Raw genomic sequence first — 20,466 nt, 5'->3', positions numbered from 1 at the left:
ATGGCTACTGCTGGCCCGGCTTGAGCATGAGGAACAGGCCGTTGGCTTCGGCGCACAGGCGCTCGCCGTCGTGCAGGGTGGCGCGGACGAAGACCTTGCGGCCCTCCACCCGCTCGACCCAGCCGTGCACCGCGAGTTCGGTGTTCAGCGGGGTGATGGAGCGGTAGTCGACGTGCAGGTACGCGGTGCGGGTGACGGCGCGGGTGTGCACGGCCGCGGTCATGCCGAGCAGATCGTCGAAGCCGAGGGCGATATGCCCGCCGTGCGCCGCGCCGTTACCGCCGAGATGGAAGGTGCGGAAGGTGATTCGCGCCCGCACGCCGTCCCGGTCGGCCTGATCCACCAGGTACGGCGGCAGGGTGAGATTGCCGCGCGAGGGCAGATCGGTGCGATGCCAGCTGGGCGCGGACCATTCATCGGTGACGACCTCGTCGAGGCGCTCGTTGAGCTTCTTCAACTCGGCGATGGCCTCGAGGGCGATCTCATCGGTCGGGCTGGCCAGGCGCACCCGGTCCATCAGGCCGCGCACCTGCTCGATGAATTCGCCGTAGTGGGGGCCGCCCCTGCTGTTGTCCCGGCCCAGTTCCGCGATCGGCCGGAATCCGCCCTCATGGTGCTCCTGGGACGGAGGTGTCTCGACCTGCTGCTCGCTCATGAGAACACGTTATCGGTTGCCACCGGAATGCTCTTCGCTGGGCTGTGCATATTGCATATCGGTGCGTAGGCACAGGCAATCCCGCACAGCGCAGCGCGGGGAAAACCGTCCCGGTAGGGTTTTGTGGGTGAAGGCATTGCGTCGTTTCACCGTCCGCGCCCATCTGCCCGAGCGGCTCTCCGCGCTGACCGAGCTGGCGACCAATCTGCGATGGTCCTGGCACGGTCCCACGCAGGATGTGTTCGCCGCACTCGATCCCGCCCTGTGGGTGGAGGTCGGGCGCGATCCGGTGCGCATGCTCGGGGAGGTGCCCGCCGAACGGCTCGACGAGTTGGCCGCGGATGAGGCGTACACCCGGCGCGTGGACGCCGCCGCCGCCGATCTCGCCGACTATCTGGCTCGCCCGCGCTGGTTCCAGCGGCAGGAGCAGGGGCCGAAGGGCATCGCCTACTTCTCGATGGAGTTCGGCGTCACCGAGGTGCTGCCGAACTATTCGGGCGGACTCGGGATCCTCGCGGGCGACCATCTCAAGGCCGCCTCCGATCTGGGCCTGCCGTTGATCGGTGTCGGGCTGCTGTACCGGTCCGGATACTTCCGGCAGTCGCTGACCGCGGACGGCTGGCAGTCCGAGCACTATCCGGCACTGGATCCGCAGGGCCTGCCGCTGCGACTGCTCACCGACGGCGGCGCGCCGGTGCTGATTCACGTGGCCATGCCCGAGGGCCGGGTGCTCCGGGTGCGGGTGTGGATCGCACAGGTGGGGCGAATTCCGCTGCTGCTCTTGGATTCCGATATCGCCGACAATGATCCGGAACTGCGCGCGGTCACCGATCGGTTGTACGGCGGCGATCAGGATCACCGCATCAAACAGGAGATCCTGGCCGGTATCGGCGGCGTGCGGGCGGTGCGCGCCTACACCCGCGCGTACGGGCTGCCCGATCCGGACGTGTTCCATATGAACGAGGGCCACGCGGGCTTCCTGGGCATCGAGCGCATTCGCGAATTCATGGTCGCCGGAATGGATTTCGACGCCGCGCTGACCGCGGTGCGGGCCGGAACCGTTTTCACCACGCACACTCCGGTCCCGGCCGGTATCGACCGATTCGCGGGCGCGCTGGTGCGGCGCTACTTCGGCGGCGCGCACGGTGAGCGGGAATCGCTTGTGCTGCCGGGTGTTTCGGTGGATCGCATCCTGGCCATGGGCCGCGAGGCGGATCCGTCGGTGTTCAATATGGCGCACCTGGGATTGCGACTGGCCCAGCGCGCCAACGGCGTATCGAAACTGCACGGTGAGGTCAGCCGCGATATGTTCGCGCCGCTGTGGCCGGGCTTCGACGCGTCCGAGGTGCCGATCGGCTCGGTCACCAATGGCGTGCACGCGCCCACCTGGGCGGCGCGCGAATGGATCGACAAGGCCCGAGAACTCATCGGCGATGAGCTCGTCGAGGAGGCGCGCGGCTGGGAGCGGCTCTGCGATGTGGATCTGCGCGAGTTGTGGTCGACCCGGAACGCCTTGCGCGGCATCCTCGTCGACGAGGTGCGCCGCCGGGTGCACGCGTCCTGGCTGGAGCGCGGCGCGGCCCCGGCCGAACTGGGCTGGATCGACGACGTATTCGATCCCAAGGTGTTGACCGTCGGTTTCGCCCGCCGGGTGCCGACCTACAAACGGCTCACCCTGATGCTGCGTGATCCGGATCGCCTGCGCGCCCTGCTCCTCGACCCCGAACGCCCGGTGCAGTTGGTCGTCGCCGGTAAATCGCATCCGGCCGATGACGGCGGTAAGGCGCTCATCCAGCAGATCGTGCGGTTCGCCGACGATCCGGAGGTGCGGCACCGCATCGTCTTCCTGCCCAACTACGACATGTCCATGGCCCGGTACCTGTACTGGGGATGCGATGTGTGGCTGAACAATCCGCTGCGGCCGCTGGAGGCGTGCGGCACCTCCGGTATGAAGTCGGCGCTCAACGGCGGGCTCAACCTCTCCATCCGCGACGGCTGGTGGGATGAGATGTACGACGGTGAGAACGGCTGGGCCATCCCCACCGCCGACGGCGTGCGCGATGACCACCGGCGCGATGATCTGGAAGCCTCCGCGCTCTACGAATTGCTGGAACGCGCTGTGCTGCCGCGCTTCTACGATCGCGATCACGATGATCTGCCGGTGCGCTGGATGGAAATGGTGCGCCATACCCTCCAGACGCTCGGCCCCAAGGTGCTGGCCTCGCGCATGGTCCGCGATTACGCCGTCGACTACTACACCCCGGCGGCCGCGGCCTATACGGCGGTGTCGCAGAACGATTTCAAGGGCGCACGGGACCTGTCCGAGTATCGCCGCCGCATCGAATCCGCCTGGCCGACAGTCCGAGTCGTGCAGGTGGACAGTTCCGGTCTGCCGGATATTCCGGTCATCGGCGCGGATCTGGCCCTGCGCGCCCGCATCGATCTGGGTGGCCTGACGCCCGCCGATGTCAGCGTGCAGGCGGTGCTGGGCCGGGTCTCGACCTCGGACGACCTGTCCGATGTGCACACCATGCCCATGACGCACACCGGAACCGACTCCGGCACAGAGGTTTTCACCATCGAAACCCCGGTGCCGCTGTCGGGCGCGGTGGGCTACACGATTCGGGTACTCCCGAGTCACCCGCTGCTCGCGTCGGAGGCCGAGTTCGGTTTGGTGGCGACGCCCAGCCCCTAAGTCGCCTGTCCCAGTGTGCGTTTGAGGATCTTCCCGGTCGCGTTGCGCGGCAGCGCGTCCAGGAAGGTCACATCGCGCGGTACCGAGAATCGGCTGACCCGATGCCGGATGTAAGTGCGCACCATCTCCGAATCGAGTCCGGAGCCGGGCCGTTTGACCACGAAAGCCGCCAGCCGCTGGCCGAATTCGTGATCCGGCACGCCCACCACCGCGACCTCGCTCACCTGCGGCAGATGCGAGAGCGCCTCCTCCACCGAGCGCGGGAAGACATTCTCACCGCCGGAGATGATCATCTCGTCATCGCGCCCGGCCACGAACAGTTTCCCGGAGGCGTCCAGGTACCCCACATCGCCGGTGTCGAGCATGCCGTGCGCCTCGGCGGGCGGGGTGGCGTCGGTGTAGCCGTCGAAGAGCATGTGATTGCCGACGAAGATCCGGCCGGTCGCGCCGACCGGCAGAATCCGCTGATCCGGGCCCAGCACACCGATTTTCGTGCCCAGCGGCGGCCGCCCGGCGGTGGTCGGGGACATGCGCAGATCGGCCGGATCGGCGATGCTGGCCCAGGACACCTCGGTGGAGCCGTACACGTTGTAGAGGATGTCCCCGAAGGTGTCCAGGAATCGCAGCACGGTCGCGCCCGCGATCGGCGCACCGCAGCTGGCGACCACTTTCAGACTGGACAGGTCATACCGCGCCCGCACGTGCTCGGGCAGATCGAGAATGCGGTTCACCATGATCGGCACCACGATCAACGCGGTCACCCGATGCTCGGCGATCCGCCGCAGACAGTCCTCGGCGTCGAACCGGTCGTTCAGCACCAGGGTGGCGCGAATGGCCGTGGAGATCTGCAGCGCCGCCAGTCCCCAGGTGTGGAACAGCGGTGACGGAATCAGCATGGTCTCGTTGACGCCGAACGGAATTCGCGACAGCAGCGCCGCCACCGTCCCGAAACCCTTGGGGTGCGGTCGCCGCGCGCCCTTGGGCGTGCCGCTGGTGCCGGAGGTGAGCACGATCAGCCGCCCGGGCCGGGAAGGCTTCTTGGCGGTCAGATTGCGCATCGAGATGAGGTCCTCGATGGTGGTGCGCCCCGGTTCCGGCGGCCGGTCATCGGTGGTGAAGCGCGGCAGATCCGGTGGCAGATACCGCACCAGATGCTCGAATTCACTGTCCACGAACAGCGCCGAGAGCGCGTGCCGGTGCACGATCTCCTCGATCTGCCGGGCGGGCAGCCCGGTATTGAGCAGCACCGCGTCCGCCCCGGATTTACCCGCGGCCACCATGGCCTCGACCATGCCGGTGTGATTGCGGCACAGCAGTCCGACCGCGGTGCCGGTGCCGAAGCCGAGCGCACCCATCGCGCCCGCCAAAGCTGTACTGCGCGAATGCAATTGCTCGAAGGTGCTGGAGTACCGATCGTCCAGGACGGCGAGCCGGTCGGGGGAGTGCGCCGCCGCCGCCGCGTAGCCGCCCGCCAGGCTGAACCCCCATTTGGCCAGGCTGCCAAGCTGTTTCAGCCCCACATCGGGGCGATAGGTGCGCACCACCCCGGAGGCCACCATCTGTCTGGCGACGCCCGCCTGCAACTTCATCGGCGAGTCCTCGCCATTGACGATGACGGCGGTCGGCGCGCCGGTGACCAACTCGACCGCGCGCTTGAGCCCGGCGTGCGTCCAGGACACCGCCGCCGCGTTGGGCAGCTGCGCCGCCAGCGGATGCACCAGCGCCGCTTTGAAATACGTGACCGACACCCGGGTCTTATCGCCGACCTCGCGCAGCCGCACGGCGGCGAAACTGCCGGTGGCCGCGCAGTGCAGTTCGAAGCTCTCGTATTCGCGGCCCAGGCGCATTTGCACCTCGAGCGTGCGGACTTCCTGCCCCACACCGCCGACACGCAGTGTCAGAGTGGGGTATTCCGCGGCCGCGTCGAGCTCCTCGCAGGCGCCGATACCGCGGAACAGCCGGGGGTAGGACTGTGGCTCGACGAGCACATCCCAGAGCGATTTGCGAGTGATCGCGAACTCGGCGATCGCATCGATGACATCGGTAACCACGCGTTAGCAATTCTCGTCCGCCGGTTCGAATCCCTCACTCCCGGATTACGTATTTGTAACGTCTCAGACAGTCGTGCGCAAGGTTTTCTAATTACCGGTGAGTAATTAGATAATTTGCCTGGTAATAGCGCGAACGTTGCCAATAAACCAAGCCTCAGGCAGGTGTGATTGCCCACGATTCGCCGGGCCGGTTGAACATCCGGCGAACAGGACAAGTACGGTGCCCAGGGCACCTCTCTGACCTCCCGCCGACTGGAGACCACACAGCAATGAGCAGCGACGTCCTCACGCGCACCAAGGGGCGCGTCGACGCGTACTTCGGGATCAGCCAGCACGGTTCGACCGTCAAGCGCGAGCTCATGGCCGGAACCATCACCTTCCTGGCCATGTCGTACGTGCTCGCGGTCAACCCGGCCATCCTCGGCGACCACGGCGTGCTCGGCGACAAGGGCATGCCGACGCAGGCGGTCTTCACCGCCACCGCCGTCGCGGCGGTCGTCGGCACGCTGGTGATGGGCATCTGGGCCAAGTACCCGGTGGCGCTCGCGCCCGGTATGGGGCTCAACGCGTTCTTCGCGTACACCGTCATCCTGAACATGGGAATCCCGTGGCAGGAAGCGCTTTCGGGCACCTTGCTCTCGGGCATCATCTTCTTCGTCCTGGCCATCACCAAGGTCCGCGAGAAGATCATCGACGCCATCCCGCTGCAGATGAAACTGGCGGTCGGCGCCGGCATCGGCATGTTCGTGGCCTTCCTGGGCCTGAAGAACGCGGGCATCGTGGTCGCCAGTGACGCGACCTTCGTGCACCTGGGCGACTTCCACAAGGGCACAACGCTATTGGCGCTGTTCGGCCTGCTGGTGACGGTGGTCTTCCTGGTGCTGGGCTGGCACGGCGCGGTGCTCTACGGCATCCTCTCCACCACCATCCTGGGCATTGTCTGCGGTCTGGTGGAACTGCCGAATTCCATTGCGGCACTGCCGCACGGGCTGGACAAGACCTTCGGCCAAGCCGTCATCCATCTGCCGGACGCGTTCACCGGGCAGATGATCATCGTGGTGCTCACCATGCTGTTCGTCGACTTCTTCGACGCCTCCGGCACTTTGATCGGTGTGGCCAATCAGGCCGGGCTGCTCACCAAGGAGGGCAAGCTGGAGCGCGCCGGACAGGCGCTGGCCGCCGATTCGGTCGGCACCGCGGCGGGCGCGATCATCGGCACCTCCACCACCACCGCGTACGTCGAATCCACGGCGGGTGTGTCGGCGGGCGGGCGCACCGGTTTGACCGCGGTGTCCACGGCGGGCTGGTTCCTGCTCGCCATGTTCCTGTTCCCGCTGTTCGCGGTCGTCGCCGATGTGCCGTCGGTGACGGCTCCGGCGCTCATCGTGGTCGGCGTGCTGATGTCGCGGGCGCTCGGCGATATCGACTGGAGCCGTTTGGAATACGCGGTTCCGGCGTTCATCACCGTCATCATGATGCCGCTGACCTATTCGATCGCGAACGGCATTGCCATGGGCCTGCTGTTCTACCCGATCGTCATGGTGGCCAAGCGACGCTGGCGCGAAGTGCATCCCGTGATGTGGGTGCTGATGGCGGTGTTCCTGTCGTACTTCTGGTTCCTGGCCGAATAGTCGGGCCGGGGCGGTTTGTGGTCCCCGCGCCGCGTGCAGGGCTTGGCGCGGGGACTATGACACTGCCGATGTGGGAATTGGGGGGTCCACCGGAGTATCGCAAGCCAATTTACTTCTGTTCGGAAGTATGAACCACCCGTGTGACTGTTCTCACACGGGTGTTTTGTTTTGCGAAACACTCTGTGTCAAACGCGCCAAAGCCTTTGTCACCACTTGTGGATCGGATGTTTCCCAATAGGGCGGCAGTGACGCTCGCAAATATCCGCCATAGCGCGCGGTCGCCAGCCGTGAATCCAGAATGGCGATTACACCGCGATCATCCACGCTGCGCAGCAGTCGCCCGGTGCCCTGTGCGAGCAGCAGTGCCGCGTGATTGGCGGCGACCGAGAGAAATCCATTGCCGCCCCGCGATTCCACCGCGCGCTGGCGGGCGATCAACAGCGGATCATCCGGGCGCGGGAACGGAATGCGGTCCAGGATAACCAGACTCAGCGAGGGGCCCGGCACATCCACGCCCTGCCACAGCGAAAGGGTGCCGAACAGCGAGGTTTCCGGATCGTCGGCGAATTTCTTCACCAGTGCGCCGGTGGCGTCATCGCCCTGGCACAGCACCGGGGTGTCCAGGCGCTCGCGCAGAATCTCGGTGGCCGCCTTGGCCGCTCGCATGGAGGAGAACAGGCCCAGGGTGCGGCCGTTGGCGGCGGTGATGAGCCGTTCGATCTCGTCCAGATAGGCGGTGGGCAGGCCGTCCCGGCCGGGAGCGGGCAAATGCTTTGCCACATAGAGGATTCCGGATTTGGCGTGATCGAAAGGGGAACCCACATCCACCGAATTCCAGCGCAGTTTCGCTGCGTCGGAAGGGGTTTCCTTACCGCTGGCCAATGCCGGATCGACCTGGGCCGACGATTTGGGCGGCAGGCCCCAGGTGACCGCCAGATTGTCGAACGAGCCGCCGATCTGAAGCGTCGCCGAGGTCAAAACCACTGTGGCGGTGCCGAACAGCTGGCTGCGCAGCAGTCCGCCCACCGAGAGCGGGGCCATGTGCAGGGTGCGGCGCGGGACGCCGCGCATCTCGTCCACCGAGAGCCAGATGACATCGCGGTGCGCGGCCGGATCGGGTTCCTCGTAGGTGGTGAGCACGCGCACCGCGGCATCGTGCACCTCCTCGATGGCGGCCAGCGCCTGATTGCGCAGCGCCGCGCCCTCGGGATCGGCCTGCGCGCTGTTCGCGCCCTGCGGTGCGAGCGCGGTGCGGGCATTCCACGCCGCATCGCGGATCAACGCCAAAACCGGTGCGGCGCCGTCGGGTAGGCGATCCCAGCGGCCGGGATTCAATTCGTCGAGCAGGGTGTGCCAGGCTTCTGCCGCGCCCTCGAGCCGATCCACTTCCTGCTCGTCGATGAGCTTGGTGCAGCGCTTGGCGGCGGCGCTGATCGCGGCGGTGGACAGCTCCGCGGTGGCCACACCGGTGACCCGATCCACGAGTTCGTGGGCCTCGTCGATGACGACCACATCGTGTTCGGGCAGCACCTGGATACCGCTGATGGCGTCGATGGCCAGCAGCGCGTGATTGGTAACCACCACATCCGCGGCCCCGGACTCCGCGCGCGCCTTCTCCGCGAAGCAGTCCTGTCCGAAGGAGCAGCGCGACTTCCCAAGGCACTCACGGGAACTCACGCTCACCTGCCGCCACGCCTGATCGCTCACGCCCGGTGTGAGCTCATCCCGATCGCCCTTCTCGGTATCGGACACCCACTCGTGCAGTCGCTGCACCTCGCGCCCCAGTCGCGAGACCGCGAAGGCGTCGAACAATTCCGCCTCGGCGGGCTCGTCCGGAATCGCGCTATTGATCTTGTTCAAGCACAGATAGTTGTTGCGCCCCTTGAGAATCGCGAACTCCGCCACGCGCCCCAGCGGTTCCGCCAGTGCCTGACTCAATCGCGGCAGATCCCGATCCACCAGCTGTCGCTGCAATGCGATGGTCGCCGTCGACACCACCACGGTCCGCCCGGTCCGCACCGCGTGCCGCAGACTCGGCACCAGATACGCCAATGACTTTCCGGTACCCGTACCCGCCTGAACGGCCAGGTGTTCCCCGGTATCGATGGAATGCGCCACCGCCGCGGCCATCGTCTGCTGTCCCTTGCGCTCTTTACCCCCCAGCGCCTCGACAGCAGTGGCCAATAGCTTCGGGACCGGTGGGAGTTCAGGCACGGCGGCCAGGGTACTGCGCGCCGCCGACAACCCGCGCGCAAACCTCGGTGTGCCGGACGATCCGACGCGTGCTAGCCGAGTGAGCTACTCACTTCTCCAGCGTGCCCGCGAGGTCCACTCCGGAGGAGCGCAGGGTGTCGAGGGCGGTGCGGACGGTCGCGGGCGTGACCGCGGCCGTGAGCCCGAGCAGGACGCGGGTGTCGAAGCCCGCCGCGCGGGCGTCCAGGGCGGTGGCCCGCACACAGTGATCGGTGGCGATGCCCACCACATCCACCGCGTCGATGGCGTGCGCGCGCAGCCAGTCCGCGAGGCCGGTGGAACCGTCCGACGCGGTGCCCTCGAAACCGGAGTAGGCGGCGGTGTACGCGCCCTTGGAGAAGACCTCCTGGATCGGTGCGGTATCGAGCGCCGGATGGAAATCCGCCCCCGGTGTGCCGACCCGGCAGTGCGGCGGCCAGGTGTCCACGTAATCCGGATTCTCGGAGAAATGCGCGCCCGGATCGATGTGGAAATCGCGGGTCGCCACCACGGCGGTGTAATCCGAGACCCCCAGGTACCGGGTGATCCGCTCGGCCACCGCCGCTCCGCCCGCGACGGCGAGCGATCCGCCTTCGCAGAAATCGTTCTGTACGTCGACGACGATCAAGGCTCGGCTCATGGCGACCTCCCGTGGATGAACCGCGACGGTTCGATGCTCGTATTGCATTGTGCCGCCCGCTGGTCAGCGTGGTCCACGCGCGGTCGGCGGACGCCATTCTCGACGCTCGAGCCCCTCCTCGCGCGTCGAGACATGGCGGCCGATTCGGTGCCTGCCGGGCCCGGCGACCGGGGTGCGCGCTAGGCGGTGATGAAGGTCGTCGGGATGGCGGGTTCGCCCGCGGAGAGTTTGAGGCCCTCCCAGGGGAGGCTGATCAGGCCCTGGGCGACCAGGTCCCGGCTCTGCTGGAGGGTGGGCTGGTCGGGGAGGATCTCGCCGTCGCGGACGAGGGGGGTTTGCAGGTCGCGGATCTGGAAGCCGTTGGGCTCGGGGTGGGGTGCGGAAGCGGGGTAGACGATTTCCTCCACGACCGTGCCGGTGCTGCGGGACAGGCGCACGGCCTTCTTGGTGCCGCCGCGAGATTCCTTGTGGGAGCTGCGTTTCGCGACCGGGACGCCTTCGACCTCGACGAGTTTGTAGACCATTCCGGCGGTGGGCGCACCGGAGCCGGTGACCAGGGCGGTGCCGACACCGTAGACATCCACCGGTTCGGCGCGCAGGGAGGCGATGGCGTATTCGTCGAGATCGCCGGAGACCACGATCCGGGTCTTCACCGCGCCGAGCGCGTTCAACTGTTCGCGGACCTGGCGGGCCAGCACCCCCAGATCGCCGGAATCGATTCGCACGCCACCCAATTCGGGTCCGGCGACCTCGACGGCGGTGGCGACGCCGCGGGTGATGTCGAAGGTATCCACCAGCAGTGTGGTGCCGACGCCGAGCGCGGCGATCTGACTGCGGAACGCGTCGGCCTCGTGTTCACCGTCGGATCCGCTGTGCAGCAGGGTGAACGCGTGCGCGCTGGTGCCCGCGCCGGGAACGCCGAAGCTGCGCACGGCTTCCAGATTCGAGGTGGCGTCCAGCCCCGCGAGATACGCGGCCCGCGACGCCGAGGGCGCGGCCAGCTCATGCGTTCGGCGCGAACCCATTTCGATCATGCGCCGCCCGCCCGCCGCGCTCACCATGCGCGCGGCCGCGGCGGCGATGGCGCTGTCGTGGTTGTAGATCGACAGCGCGAGGGTCTCCAGCAGCACGCATTCGGCGAAGGTGCCGCGCACGGTCAGAATGGGGGAGCCGGGGAAGTACAGCTCACCTTCGCGATACCCGTCGATATCCCCGCTGAACCGATAGTCCCGCAACCACGCCACGGTGTCCGGATCCAGGAACTTCCCGACGATCGCGAGTTCGGGCTCCCCGAAACGGAATTCACGCAGCGCCGCCAGCAGTCGCCCGGTCCCCGCGACCACGCCGTACCGCCTGCCGTGCGGCAATCGCCGGGCGAATACCTCGAACGTGCACCGCCGATGCGCGGATCCGTCCGCCAATGCGGCGGCGAGCATGGTGAGCTCGTACTGATCGGTCAGCAATGCGGTGCTGGTCATCCCGGCGGCGATCGTCACGGGTTCCACTGTAGGCACAGACCGAACGGTCATCCTGGTGACACCGCCCCACGACACGTCGGCGATATAACGCTCGTGGTGGGCGTGTCGTGTGGGCTGTTGTTTCTTCGGGGTCGAGTCGTACCCTGGACGTTATGGGTCTGTGCAGAGAAGACGCTGTCCGGATTGCCGCCCGGACGGGCGGCGTGAGCGGGACGGTATCGGCGGCACAACTGACATCATCGACTTCCCGGGTCGTACTGGGCGCGTCGCAGGCGATGCCCGAGGCCGTCGAGTACACCGAAATCCTCGAGGCCGAGGACCGCCCGTGGGTAACGGTCGTTTGGGACGATCCGGTCAACCTCATGCACTACGTGACGTACATCTTCCAAAAGCTGTTCGGCTATAGCAAAGCCAAGGCAACCGAACTCATGCTCCAGGTGCACAACGAGGGCAAAGCCGCCGTCTCCTCCGGCTCGCGCGACAAGATGGAACACGATGTGCAGCGCCTGCACGCGGCCGGACTATGGGCGACCATGCAGCGTGACCAGTGACCCGGGCGACTACGGTAGGCCCGTGCGGAAGTGGAGCAGGAAGAACTCCCTGGGCGGGCTGAAACTCCGTTCGGAAATGGACGCCCACGAGGCGGAGGTACTGCGCTCGCTGGTGGGCGCGGTGACCGGATTACTCACCGACCGAGCCCGTTCGGCCCCCGAGGACGATCTGGCCGCGCTCACCGGGTTACAGCTGGGCAACTCCACCCCGCCCGATGACCCGCGCCTCGCCCGGCTGCTCCCCGATTTCCATCGCAGCGAACCCGGTTCCCCCGACGCCGACCGCGCCGACCTGAACAGCGCACTGCGCAGCCTGCACGAACCGGACATCATCGAAACCAAGGTCTCCGCGGGCCTGGTCATTCTGGAAACCCTCCCGCCGCAGGGCGGCAAGGTGGTCATCACCCCGGAGCAGGCCGAGCACTGGCTCACCGCCCTCAATGACGTCCGCCTGGCCCTGGGCACCGCGCTCGATATCAGCGCCGATATGCCCGATCAGTTGGACGAGGACGATCCGCGCGCCCCGAGCCTGGACGTCTATCACTGGCTCACCTGGATGCAGGACTCCCTGCTGCAAGCGCTCATGCCGTAATCGCGCCCCCGCCACTTCGGAGGTACACATCGTGAACAACAGTGCGGGACCGAACAATTCGATCACCGATGTGACGGGTGTCCTGGTGGGGCATGAACATCGCGTCGATTCGAACGCCACCCTCGGCACCGGCGCGGCCACCGGCTGCACCGTGCTGCGCGTCCCCGGCGGCGCGACCGCGTCGGTGGATGTGCGCGGCGGCGGACCGGGCACCCGGGAAACCGATCTGCTCGATCCCGGCAATACCGTGCGCCAGGTGAATGCCGTATTGCTCACCGGCGGAAGCGCTTACGGCCTCGCCGCCGCCGACGGCGTGATGCGCTGGCTGGAAGAACACCACGAGGGCATTCCGATGGATCCGGCCGATCCGTCCCGCGTGGTGCCGATCGTTCCGGGTGCGGTGATCTTCGATCTGCCGGTGGGCGCGTGGGATATTCGCCCCGACGCCGATTTCGGTTTCCTCGCAACGGATGCCGCCGCAACGGATTTCGCCCGCGGTTCGGTGGGCGCGGGCGCGGGTGCGCGCGCCGGTTCCATCAAGGGCGGCGTCGGCACCGCCTCGGTCCGCTTCACCGACGGCCCGGCGGCCGGAATCACGGTGGGCGCGTTGATCGTCGCGAATCCGGTCGGCTCGGTCTTCGATCCGCGCACCGGCCTGCCGTGGGGCACGGGCACGGACGGCCCGGACCATTTCGGCCTGCGCCCGGTCGCGCCGGACAAACTCGCCGCCGCCAACGCGCTGCCCGTGAAGAGCACCGTCCTGAACACCACCATCGGCGTGGTGGCCACCGATGCCGCCCTGGACCCCTCGGCCTGCCGCCGCCTGGCCACCACCGCCCACGACGGTCTGGCCCGCGCCATCCGCCCCGCGCATTCGCCGCTGGACGGTGACACCCTGTTCGCCCTGGCCACGGGTGCGGTCACCCCGGCCCCCGCCTTCCCGCTGCCCCCGGCGTTCCCCGCCGACCTGCTGCTGCTCGACGAGCTCTGTACCGCGGCGGCGGTCTGTGTGGAACGCGCCATAGTCGACGCCATCCTGTCCGCCACCTCGGTAGCCGGAATCCCTTCCTACGCGGAACTTTTCGGCGAATAGCGTGATGCGCACCGGGTGTCGCCGGTCACTCGCGCCGCGGCGGGCGCGGGGGTGTGATCCCGGTCGCGGGGAATAGGTGAATATTCTGACCTGTTGAGGGCAGCGGTAAAGGGAAGGATTCGAACTGTGCTGGTGATCAGGGCCGATCTCGTGGAGGCGATGGTCGCGCACGCGCGCGCCGATCACCCGGACGAAGCCTGCGGTGTCATCGCCGGTCCCGAGGGTTCGGATCGCCCGGAGCGTTTCGTGGCCATGCTGAACGCCGAACGCTCGCCCACCTTCTACCGCTTCGATTCCGGTGAGCAATTGCGCGTCTGGCGCGCGATGGACGATGCCGATGAGGAGCCGGTGGTCATCTACCACTCGCACACCGCCACCGAGGCGTACCCGAGCCGCACCGATATCTCGTACGCGTCCGAGCCGAACGCGCATTACGTGTTGATCTCCACCCGCGACGCCGACGCGCACGAGTTGCGCAGCTACCGCATCCTCGATGGCGTGGTCACCGAGGAGCCGGTCGAGATCGTCCCCGCCTACTCCGGCACCGGGTCGGATACCGAATCCGCCGACGCCTGAACATCTTCCGCCGGAAACAGCAAGGAGCCCCCCATGCCGGTCACCGTCTCCATCCCCACCATCATGCGCACCCTCACCGGCGGTGAGAAGCGCGTACAGGCCGAGGGCGCGACCCTGGCCGAACTCATCGACAACCTGGAGGCCAACCACACCGGCCTCAAGGAGCGACTGCTCAAGGACGGCAAGCTCAACCGCTACGTGAACATCTACGTCGACGACGAGGATGTGCGCTTCACCGGTGGTCTGGCGGCCGAGGTGCCCGAGGGCGGCACCGTCACCATCCTCCCGGCGGTCGCCGGCGGTTCCCGCTAACCGTGGCGCGCTACGAGTCGCTGATCGCGACGCTCGGTGATACGCCCCTGGTCGGCCTGAAGAACCTGTCCCCGCGCTGGGACGGCGAGAACCATGTGCGCCTGTGGGCCAAACTCGAGGACCGCAATCCGACGGGTTCGATCAAGGATCGCCCGGCGCTGCGCATGATCGAACAGGCCGAGGCCGAGGGCAAGCTCACGCCCGGCTGCACCATCCTGGAGCCCACCAGCGGCAATACCGGCATCTCGCTGGCGATGGCCGCGAAACTCAAGGGCTACCAACTGGTCTGCGTCATGCCGGAGAACACCTCGGTGGAGCGCCGTCAGCTGCTCACCATGTTCGGTGCGCGCATCATCGACTCGCCCGCCGCGGGCGGCTCCAATCAGGCTGTGGCGCTGGCCAAGCAGATCGCCGCCGAACATCCGGACTGGGTCATGCTCTACCAGTACGGCAATCCGGCGAACGCGCTCGCGCACTACGAGACCACCGGCCCGGAGATCCTGGCCGACCTGCCCGAGATCACGCATTTCGTGGCGGGCCTTGGCACCACCGGCACCCTGATGGGCACCGGCCGCTTCCTGCGCGAGAAGGTCCCGTCCATCGAGATCGTCGCCGCCGAACCGCGCTACGGCGAACTCGTCTACGGCCTGCGCAATATCGACGAGGGCTTCATTCCGGAGCTGTACGACGCCTCGGTGCTGACCTCCCGCTTCTCGGTCGGCCCCTACGACGCGGTCCGCCGCACCCGCGAACTGGTCCTGGAAGAGGGCATTTTCGCGGGCATCTCCACCGGCGCGATCCTGCACGCCGCCCTGGGCGTGGCCAAGAAGGCCGAAAAGGCGGGCGTCACAGCCGACATCGCCTTCGTGGTGGCCGACGGCGGCTGGAAATACCTCTCCACCGGGGCCTACGACGGCACCCTGGAAGAGGCCGAGGACCGCCTCGAAGGTCAGCTCTGGGCCTGAGCCCGGTCGGCGGCGGTACGCTCGGGGCAGAGCTTGGCCTAGGAGGTACCGGCTATGGGCGGCAGCGGCGTCGGCGCGTCATTCGATCCGGATCGGATCGCGCGACTGCGGGGGCAATTGACGAATCCCGGCGTCGCACAGCGCGGGGGCGGCGCGCTGAAGCTGCTGTGGCAGCGGGCGATTGCGATCATTCTCGCGTTTACCGCCTTCCTCTACGGGGTAGAAGGCGTCGACACCGTCACCGGTCATCACCTCGACGAAGCGGGCGGTGTGAAGCCCCGTCAACTCGACGGTCTGGACGGGATTCTGTTCGCCCCTGTGCTGCATGCCAATTGGCCGCATCTGCTCGGTAATACGGTTCCGGTATTAGTGCTGGGTCTGCTGACCCTGCTGACGGGTATCGGCCGGGGCCTCGCGGCGACCGCCATCATCTGGGTGATCGCGGGGACCGGCACCTGGCTGATCGGCCAAAGCCACTCCGTTCACGTCGGCGCGTCGGTGCTCGTGTTCGGCTGGCTCACCTATCTGATCTCGCGCGGTGTGTTCGCCCGCAATGTGGTGCAGATCGCCATTGGCCTGGTGGTGGGGTTGCTGTATGGCTCGATTCTGTGGGGTGTACTGCCCGGACAGCCCGGAATCTCTTGGCAAGGGCATCTTTTCGGGGCGGTGGGTGGACTGGTTGCGGGGTGGGTACTCTCAGCGGATGAACGTCGTCATCGTCGCGGGGCCAACGCCGGCCGACTCGTGTCGTAAGGGTGACGGTGGACCCGGTCGGCGATTTGGGGGATCCCTCCTTGAGTGAGACAGCAGCGTGGCAGCATGGGGGAATGCGCCTCACCGTGATCGGGTGCTCGGGCAGCGTGTCCGGCCCGGATTCCCCGGCGTCGGGATACCTGCTCACCGGCCCGGATATGACTCCCACCGTCATCGATTTCGGTCCCGGCGTGCTGGGCGCGTTGCAGCGCTATCTGGATCCGGGCGAGGTGGATATCTTCCTCACCCATCTGCATGCCGATCACTGCCTGGATCTGCCCGGGCTGCTGGTGTGGCGGCGCTACCATCCGAATCCGCCGACGGGTAAGGCCATCGTCTACGGGCCGTCGGACACCTCGCTGCGCATCGGCAACGCGTCCGCGGAGATCGGCGGCGAGACCGATGACTGGTCCGATGTGATCGATATGCGGCAGTGGTCGGTGGGGGAGCCGATCCCGTTCGGTCCCGGCCACACCGTCGAGGCGCGCCGCATGTACCACCCGCCGGAGTCCTACGGCCTGCGCATCAAGACCGCCGCCGGGCGCACCTTCGTCTACACCGGCGATACCGCCATCTGCCCCGAGGTCTACGACCTGGCGCGCGGTGCGGACGTACTGCTCGCCGAGGCGTCCTGGACGCACGATCCGGCGAATCGGCCCCCGGGCATCCACCTCTCGGGCACCGAGGCGGGCATGATCGCCGCCGAGGCGGGCGTCGGTGAACTGCTGCTCACCCATATTCCGCCGTGGACCTCGCGCGAAGATGTGATCGCCGAGGCGAAGGCCGTTTTCAGCGGTCCGGTGCACGCGGTGTCCCCGGGCGAGACCTTCGACATCTGACGCTCCCGAACCCACCATTCGCCGACATGTCCGCGACCCGTATGGGCCGCGGACATGTTCGTTCCGTGCACTATTAGGCTGGGCCCGTGTCTAAACGAGCCGATGGCAGGGCGGATGACGAACTCCGCGAGGTAAAGATCACCCGTGGGTTCACCACGCATCCGGCGGGATCGGTGCTGGTGGAATTCGGCGGGACGCGCGTCATGTGCACCGCGAGCGTCACCGATGGGGTGCCGCCGTGGCGGCGCGATTCCGGATTGGGCTGGCTGACCGCCGAATACGCGATGCTGCCCGCCGCCACGCACACCCGTTCCGGGCGTGAGTCGGTCAAGGGCAAGGTCGGCGGCCGCACCCAGGAGATCTCCCGTCTGATCGGGCGTTCGCTGCGGGCCTGCATCGATCTGTCCACCATCGGCGAGAACACCATCGCGGTCGACTGCGATGTGCTGCAGGCCGACGGCGGCACCCGCACCGCCGCGATCACCGGTGCGTACGTTGCGCTTTCGGACGCCGTCACCTATCTGGCCGCGGCCGGGCAGCTGACCGATCCGCAGCCCATCTCCTGCGCCATCGCCGCGGTGAGCGTCGGCGTGGTGGACGGCCGTGTGCGCCTTGACCTTCCGTACGAGGAGGATTCGCGCGCCGAGGTCGATATGAACGTGGTCGCCACCGATACCGGCACCCTGGTCGAGATCCAGGGCACCGGTGAGGGCGCGACCTTCCCGCGCTCCACCCTGGACAAGATGCTGGACTCCGCGCTCGCGGGCTGTGAGCGCATCTTCCAGGTGCAGAAGGAAGCGCTCGCACTGCCGTATCCGGGCGTGCTCCCGGAGCCGTCCGAGGGGAAGAAGAAGTCCTGATGTCCCGCCGCGTCCTGGTCGCCAGCCGAAATGCCAAGAAGCTCAACGAATTGCGCCGCATCCTCGATGAGGCCGGTATCGCGGGCGTCGAAATCGTGGGCCTGAACGACGTTCCGGAATACGAGGAGGCCCCCGAAACCGGCGCGACCTTCGAGGAGAATGCCCTCGCCAAGGCTCGTGACGGTTTCGCCGCCACCGGATTGCCCTGTGTCGCAGACGATTCCGGTATCGCGGTGGACGCGCTGAACGGTATGCCCGGTGTGCTCTCGGCACGCTGGTCCGGTACGCACGGCAATGACGAGGCCAACAACACCCTGCTGCTGGCCCAGCTCGGCGATGTCCCGGACGAGCGCCGCGGCGCGAGCTTCGTCTCGTCCTGCGCCCTGGTCGCGGACGGCGTCGAAGAGGTCGTGCGCGGTGAATGGCCGGGCGTCATCTCCCGGAAGCCGGTGGGCGACGGCGGTTTCGGCTACGACCCGCTCTTCGTTCCGGAGGGCGGCACCGTCTCGGCGGCGCAGCTCACCCCGGCGGAGAAGGACGCCGCCTCCCATCGCGGCCGCGCCCTTCGTCAACTGCTCCCGGCCCTGAAAGCCTTGGCCGCCAACTGAATTGCCCGTGTATTCGCGGCAACTCCAGCACAGCGAACGCGCCCCCATCCATCGGATGGGGGCGCGTTCGTTGTCTGTGCGGCTCAGAGCCCGAAGGCGGCCTTGACCTCTTTGGTGCGCATGTGCTCGAACACGAAGGACAGGAACGGAACCGTGCCCGCCAGGCAGGTCAGCGCCGTGGTGACCGGCTTCCACCGCGCCTTGATGCCCAGATCGATGGTCATTACCAGGTACAGCATGTAGAAGATGCCGTGCACCTGACCGACGTAGAACAGCCAGTGCGGCGCGGTGCTGCTGTCGTCCAGCAGCAGGTACTTGTAGATCACCTCGCCGGTGAGCACCAGCAGCCACAGACCGGTGATCCAGGCCAGAATCCGGTAGCGCAGCAGTGCGCCGCGGATCTTCTCGGGTGCGGCCGCGCCGAGCGGTCGGGGCGCGAGGGTTTCCGCACCGGTCGCGACGGGGGCCTGGGAGTTGTCGCGCGCGGTCACCCGGCGCTCCTTTCGGGGTGGTTGCGCAGCCCGGCGTCCTGGATCTGCTGATCGAGATCGCTGGCGTGCAGTTCGGCCAGGTACCTGTTGTATTCGGCGGTCTGCGGATCATCCTGGGCGGCCGCCTTGGGCCGCTCGGGCAGCAGTCCGGCCGGAATCTCGCGCGGCGCCTGCGGCTTGGGCCGCTTCGGGCGCGGCGCGGCTTCGGCCGCGGATGACGGTGGCGCGGCCTCGAACTCCGCCTCCAATTCGGCGTCCTTCTCCAGCCGCACGAACCGGAAGTACGCCCACACCACGAACCCCGCGAACAACGGCCACTGCAGTGCGTAACCGAGGTTCTGCGCGGTGCCGGTGCCGGATTCGTAGCGTCCCCACTGCCACCACCCCAGGCCCAGGCAGGCCACGAATGCCACGACCACGAACACGATCAGGGCCGGACGGCGTTGGGGAGCGGACACGACCTCCACGGTACCTGCCTACTACGGCCACCGTAGTAGGAGGTCCATCGCATTATCGGAAGCCGTTGATGCTCAGAACTTGTAGGTGACGCCCGTGAGTCGCTCGGACTCTTCCCACAGGCGACGCCACAGTTCGCGATCCTGGGACAGCTTGCTGGAGGGCGCGTGCTCGACCGGGCCCTTATTGCCCATCAGGCGGGCCGGACCCCAGTAGACGGTGGGATCGGCGTCCGGCTCGGTCGCCCCGAAGAGGGAGGAGTGCGCGGCCAGGGCGGGCGCGTGGCCGACCAGGCGGATGACCGGCTTGGCGATGCGGTCGATGGGGGTTTCGGTGCGGGCGAACAGATCGGTCGCCGAGACGCCGGGGTGCACGCCGTAGGAGCGCTTGCTGGAACCGGCGGCGGTGAGACGGCGCTGGAGTTCACGCGCGAACATCAGATTCGACAGCTTGGACTGCGCGTACGCGAGATTGCGCTGGTACCTGCGGTTTTCGTAATTGAGGTCGTCGATCCACAGCTTGGGGGTCTGCTTGTGCGCGATGGACGCCAGCGTGACGACGCGGTCGCCGATCTTGTCCAGCAGCAGCCCGGTGAGCGCGTAGTGGCCGAGATGATTGACGCCCCACTGGGTTTCGAAGCCGTCCTTGGTGCGCGAGAACGGCACGTTCATCAGCCCGGCGTTATTGATCAGCACATCGAATTCGCCTTGGCCGTCCGCGAATTCGCGAATCGATTCCAGGCTGGCCAGATCCAGTCCGGCGACCCGCACATCACCGTCGATGCGGTCGGCGACCTCTTGCGCCTTCGCGGTATTGCGGCAGGCCATGATGACGGTGCCGCCCTTGCTCGCCAGCACCTTGGTGGTCTGCTCGCCGAGCCCGCCATTTGCTCCGGTGATCACGAAGGTGCGCCCGGACTGGTCCGAGATATCGCTTGGCTTCCATGCCATGGCTGTTGACCTCACAGGTTCGGCTTCGGTGCGCTTCG

General features: G+C 67.3%; 20 protein-coding genes. 12 read left to right on the top strand and 8 right to left on the bottom strand.

From position 1 onward, the window contains the following. Positions 1-4: 4 nt before the first annotated feature. Entirely contained in the window at positions 5-655 is a 651-nt protein-coding gene (locus ACFC0O_RS11480) for a PaaI family thioesterase (RefSeq protein ID WP_375955815.1), read from the bottom strand. 127 nt (positions 656-782) lie between these two features. Between ACFC0O_RS11480 and glgP the strand changes: the two genes are divergently transcribed. Next, positions 783-3,350 carry an alpha-glucan family phosphorylase gene (gene glgP, locus ACFC0O_RS11475; protein ID WP_375955813.1) on the top strand — a complete coding sequence of 856 codons (2,568 nt, stop codon included), beginning with the start codon at positions 783-785 and terminating at the stop codon, positions 3,348-3,350. Here the strand turns inward: glgP and ACFC0O_RS11470 are convergent. Beyond that, positions 3,347-5,401, bottom strand: coding sequence for an AMP-binding protein (locus ACFC0O_RS11470; RefSeq protein ID WP_375955811.1), 2,055 nt, complete (start codon positions 5,399-5,401; stop codon positions 3,347-3,349). The two genes, glgP and ACFC0O_RS11470, sit on opposite strands and share 4 nt — an antisense overlap. 269 nt (positions 5,402-5,670) lie before the next feature. Here ACFC0O_RS11470 and ACFC0O_RS11465 point away from each other — a divergent pair, with 269 nt between their 5' ends. Next, positions 5,671-7,032 carry an NCS2 family permease gene (locus ACFC0O_RS11465; RefSeq protein WP_375955809.1) on the top strand — a complete coding sequence of 454 codons (1,362 nt, stop codon included), beginning with the start codon at positions 5,671-5,673 and terminating at the stop codon, positions 7,030-7,032. Between the two features lie 150 nt (positions 7,033-7,182). On the opposite strand, the gene ACFC0O_RS11460 is transcribed toward ACFC0O_RS11465, so the two are convergent. The 3 genes from ACFC0O_RS11460 to ACFC0O_RS11450 form a co-directional block, all read right to left on the bottom strand. After that, positions 7,183-9,246, bottom strand: coding sequence for an ATP-dependent DNA helicase (locus tag ACFC0O_RS11460; RefSeq protein ID WP_364628612.1), 2,064 nt, complete (start codon positions 9,244-9,246; stop codon positions 7,183-7,185). 88 nt (positions 9,247-9,334) lie between these two features. Then, complete coding sequence (locus ACFC0O_RS11455; protein ID WP_375955807.1) at positions 9,335-9,904, bottom strand: isochorismatase family protein; 570 nt, start codon at positions 9,902-9,904, stop codon at positions 9,335-9,337. Positions 9,905-10,083: 179 nt separating this feature from the next. Then, positions 10,084-11,382: a nicotinate phosphoribosyltransferase gene (locus tag ACFC0O_RS11450; RefSeq protein WP_375956127.1), complete on the bottom strand. Its 1,299-nt coding sequence runs from the start codon at positions 11,380-11,382 to the stop codon at positions 10,084-10,086. Between the two features lie 275 nt (positions 11,383-11,657). On the opposite strand from ACFC0O_RS11450, the gene clpS reads away from it, so the two are divergent. The 10 genes from clpS (at position 11,658) to rdgB (ending at position 18,531) form a co-directional block, all read left to right on the top strand. Continuing rightward, positions 11,658-11,933 carry an ATP-dependent Clp protease adapter ClpS gene (gene clpS, locus ACFC0O_RS11445; protein ID WP_375956124.1) on the top strand — a complete coding sequence of 92 codons (276 nt, stop codon included), beginning with the start codon at positions 11,658-11,660 and terminating at the stop codon, positions 11,931-11,933. Between the two features lie 22 nt (positions 11,934-11,955). Further along, positions 11,956-12,525, top strand: a complete 570-nt coding sequence (locus tag ACFC0O_RS11440) for a DUF2017 domain-containing protein (RefSeq protein ID WP_364628617.1) — start codon at positions 11,956-11,958, stop codon at positions 12,523-12,525. A gap of 31 nt (positions 12,526-12,556) precedes the next feature. Further along, positions 12,557-13,618 carry a P1 family peptidase gene (locus ACFC0O_RS11435; protein ID WP_375955805.1) on the top strand — a complete coding sequence of 354 codons (1,062 nt, stop codon included), beginning with the start codon at positions 12,557-12,559 and terminating at the stop codon, positions 13,616-13,618. Between the two features lie 126 nt (positions 13,619-13,744). Beyond that, the gene (locus tag ACFC0O_RS11430) at positions 13,745-14,194 is read left to right on the top strand and encodes a Mov34/MPN/PAD-1 family protein (protein ID WP_375955803.1); all 450 of its coding nucleotides are present in this window, start codon (positions 13,745-13,747) and stop codon (positions 14,192-14,194) included. Positions 14,195-14,227: 33 nt separating this feature from the next. Further along, a complete protein-coding gene (locus ACFC0O_RS11425; protein WP_364628625.1) occupies positions 14,228-14,506 on the top strand; it encodes a MoaD/ThiS family protein in 279 nt (92 codons plus the stop codon). Between the two features lie 2 nt (positions 14,507-14,508). Then, positions 14,509-15,471 (top strand): cysteine synthase, encoded by a 963-nt coding sequence (locus tag ACFC0O_RS11420; RefSeq protein ID WP_364628628.1) that lies wholly within the window; start codon positions 14,509-14,511, stop codon positions 15,469-15,471. A 117-nt stretch (positions 15,472-15,588) separates the two neighbouring features. Beyond that, positions 15,589-16,224 carry a rhomboid family intramembrane serine protease gene (locus ACFC0O_RS11415; RefSeq protein ID WP_375955800.1) on the top strand — a complete coding sequence of 212 codons (636 nt, stop codon included), beginning with the start codon at positions 15,589-15,591 and terminating at the stop codon, positions 16,222-16,224. Between the two features lie 74 nt (positions 16,225-16,298). Further along, the gene (locus ACFC0O_RS11410; protein ID WP_375956121.1) at positions 16,299-17,063 is read left to right on the top strand and encodes a cyclic nucleotide-degrading phosphodiesterase; all 765 of its coding nucleotides are present in this window, start codon (positions 16,299-16,301) and stop codon (positions 17,061-17,063) included. Positions 17,064-17,149: 86 nt separating this feature from the next. Continuing rightward, positions 17,150-17,923, top strand: a complete 774-nt coding sequence (rph, locus tag ACFC0O_RS11405) for a ribonuclease PH (protein WP_364628633.1) — start codon at positions 17,150-17,152, stop codon at positions 17,921-17,923. Next, positions 17,923-18,531 carry an RdgB/HAM1 family non-canonical purine NTP pyrophosphatase gene (rdgB, locus tag ACFC0O_RS11400; RefSeq protein WP_375955797.1) on the top strand — a complete coding sequence of 203 codons (609 nt, stop codon included), beginning with the start codon at positions 17,923-17,925 and terminating at the stop codon, positions 18,529-18,531. The genes rph and rdgB overlap by 1 nt, the downstream gene beginning before the upstream one ends. An 83-nt stretch (positions 18,532-18,614) precedes the next feature. Here the strand turns inward: rdgB and ACFC0O_RS11395 are convergent, their stop codons facing one another. From ACFC0O_RS11395 to ACFC0O_RS11385, 3 genes are all read right to left on the bottom strand, one after another. After that, positions 18,615-19,022 carry a DUF3817 domain-containing protein gene (locus ACFC0O_RS11395; RefSeq protein WP_364628639.1) on the bottom strand — a complete coding sequence of 136 codons (408 nt, stop codon included), beginning with the start codon at positions 19,020-19,022 and terminating at the stop codon, positions 18,615-18,617. Continuing rightward, positions 19,019-19,480 carry a transcriptional regulator gene (locus tag ACFC0O_RS11390; RefSeq protein WP_375955795.1) on the bottom strand — a complete coding sequence of 154 codons (462 nt, stop codon included), beginning with the start codon at positions 19,478-19,480 and terminating at the stop codon, positions 19,019-19,021. Before ACFC0O_RS11390 ends, ACFC0O_RS11395 begins: the two co-directional genes overlap by 4 nt. A 72-nt stretch (positions 19,481-19,552) precedes the next feature. After that, positions 19,553-20,428: an oxidoreductase gene (locus tag ACFC0O_RS11385; RefSeq protein WP_375955793.1), complete on the bottom strand. Its 876-nt coding sequence runs from the start codon at positions 20,426-20,428 to the stop codon at positions 19,553-19,555. Between the last annotated feature and the right edge of the window lie 38 nt (positions 20,429-20,466).

This window comes from Nocardia sp. NPDC056100, from assembly GCF_042266325.1.
GTDB lineage: Bacteria > Actinomycetota > Actinomycetes > Mycobacteriales > Mycobacteriaceae > Nocardia.
The sequence above is the reverse complement of the archived record's forward strand: the minus strand, read 5'-3'. Positions and strand labels throughout refer to the sequence as shown.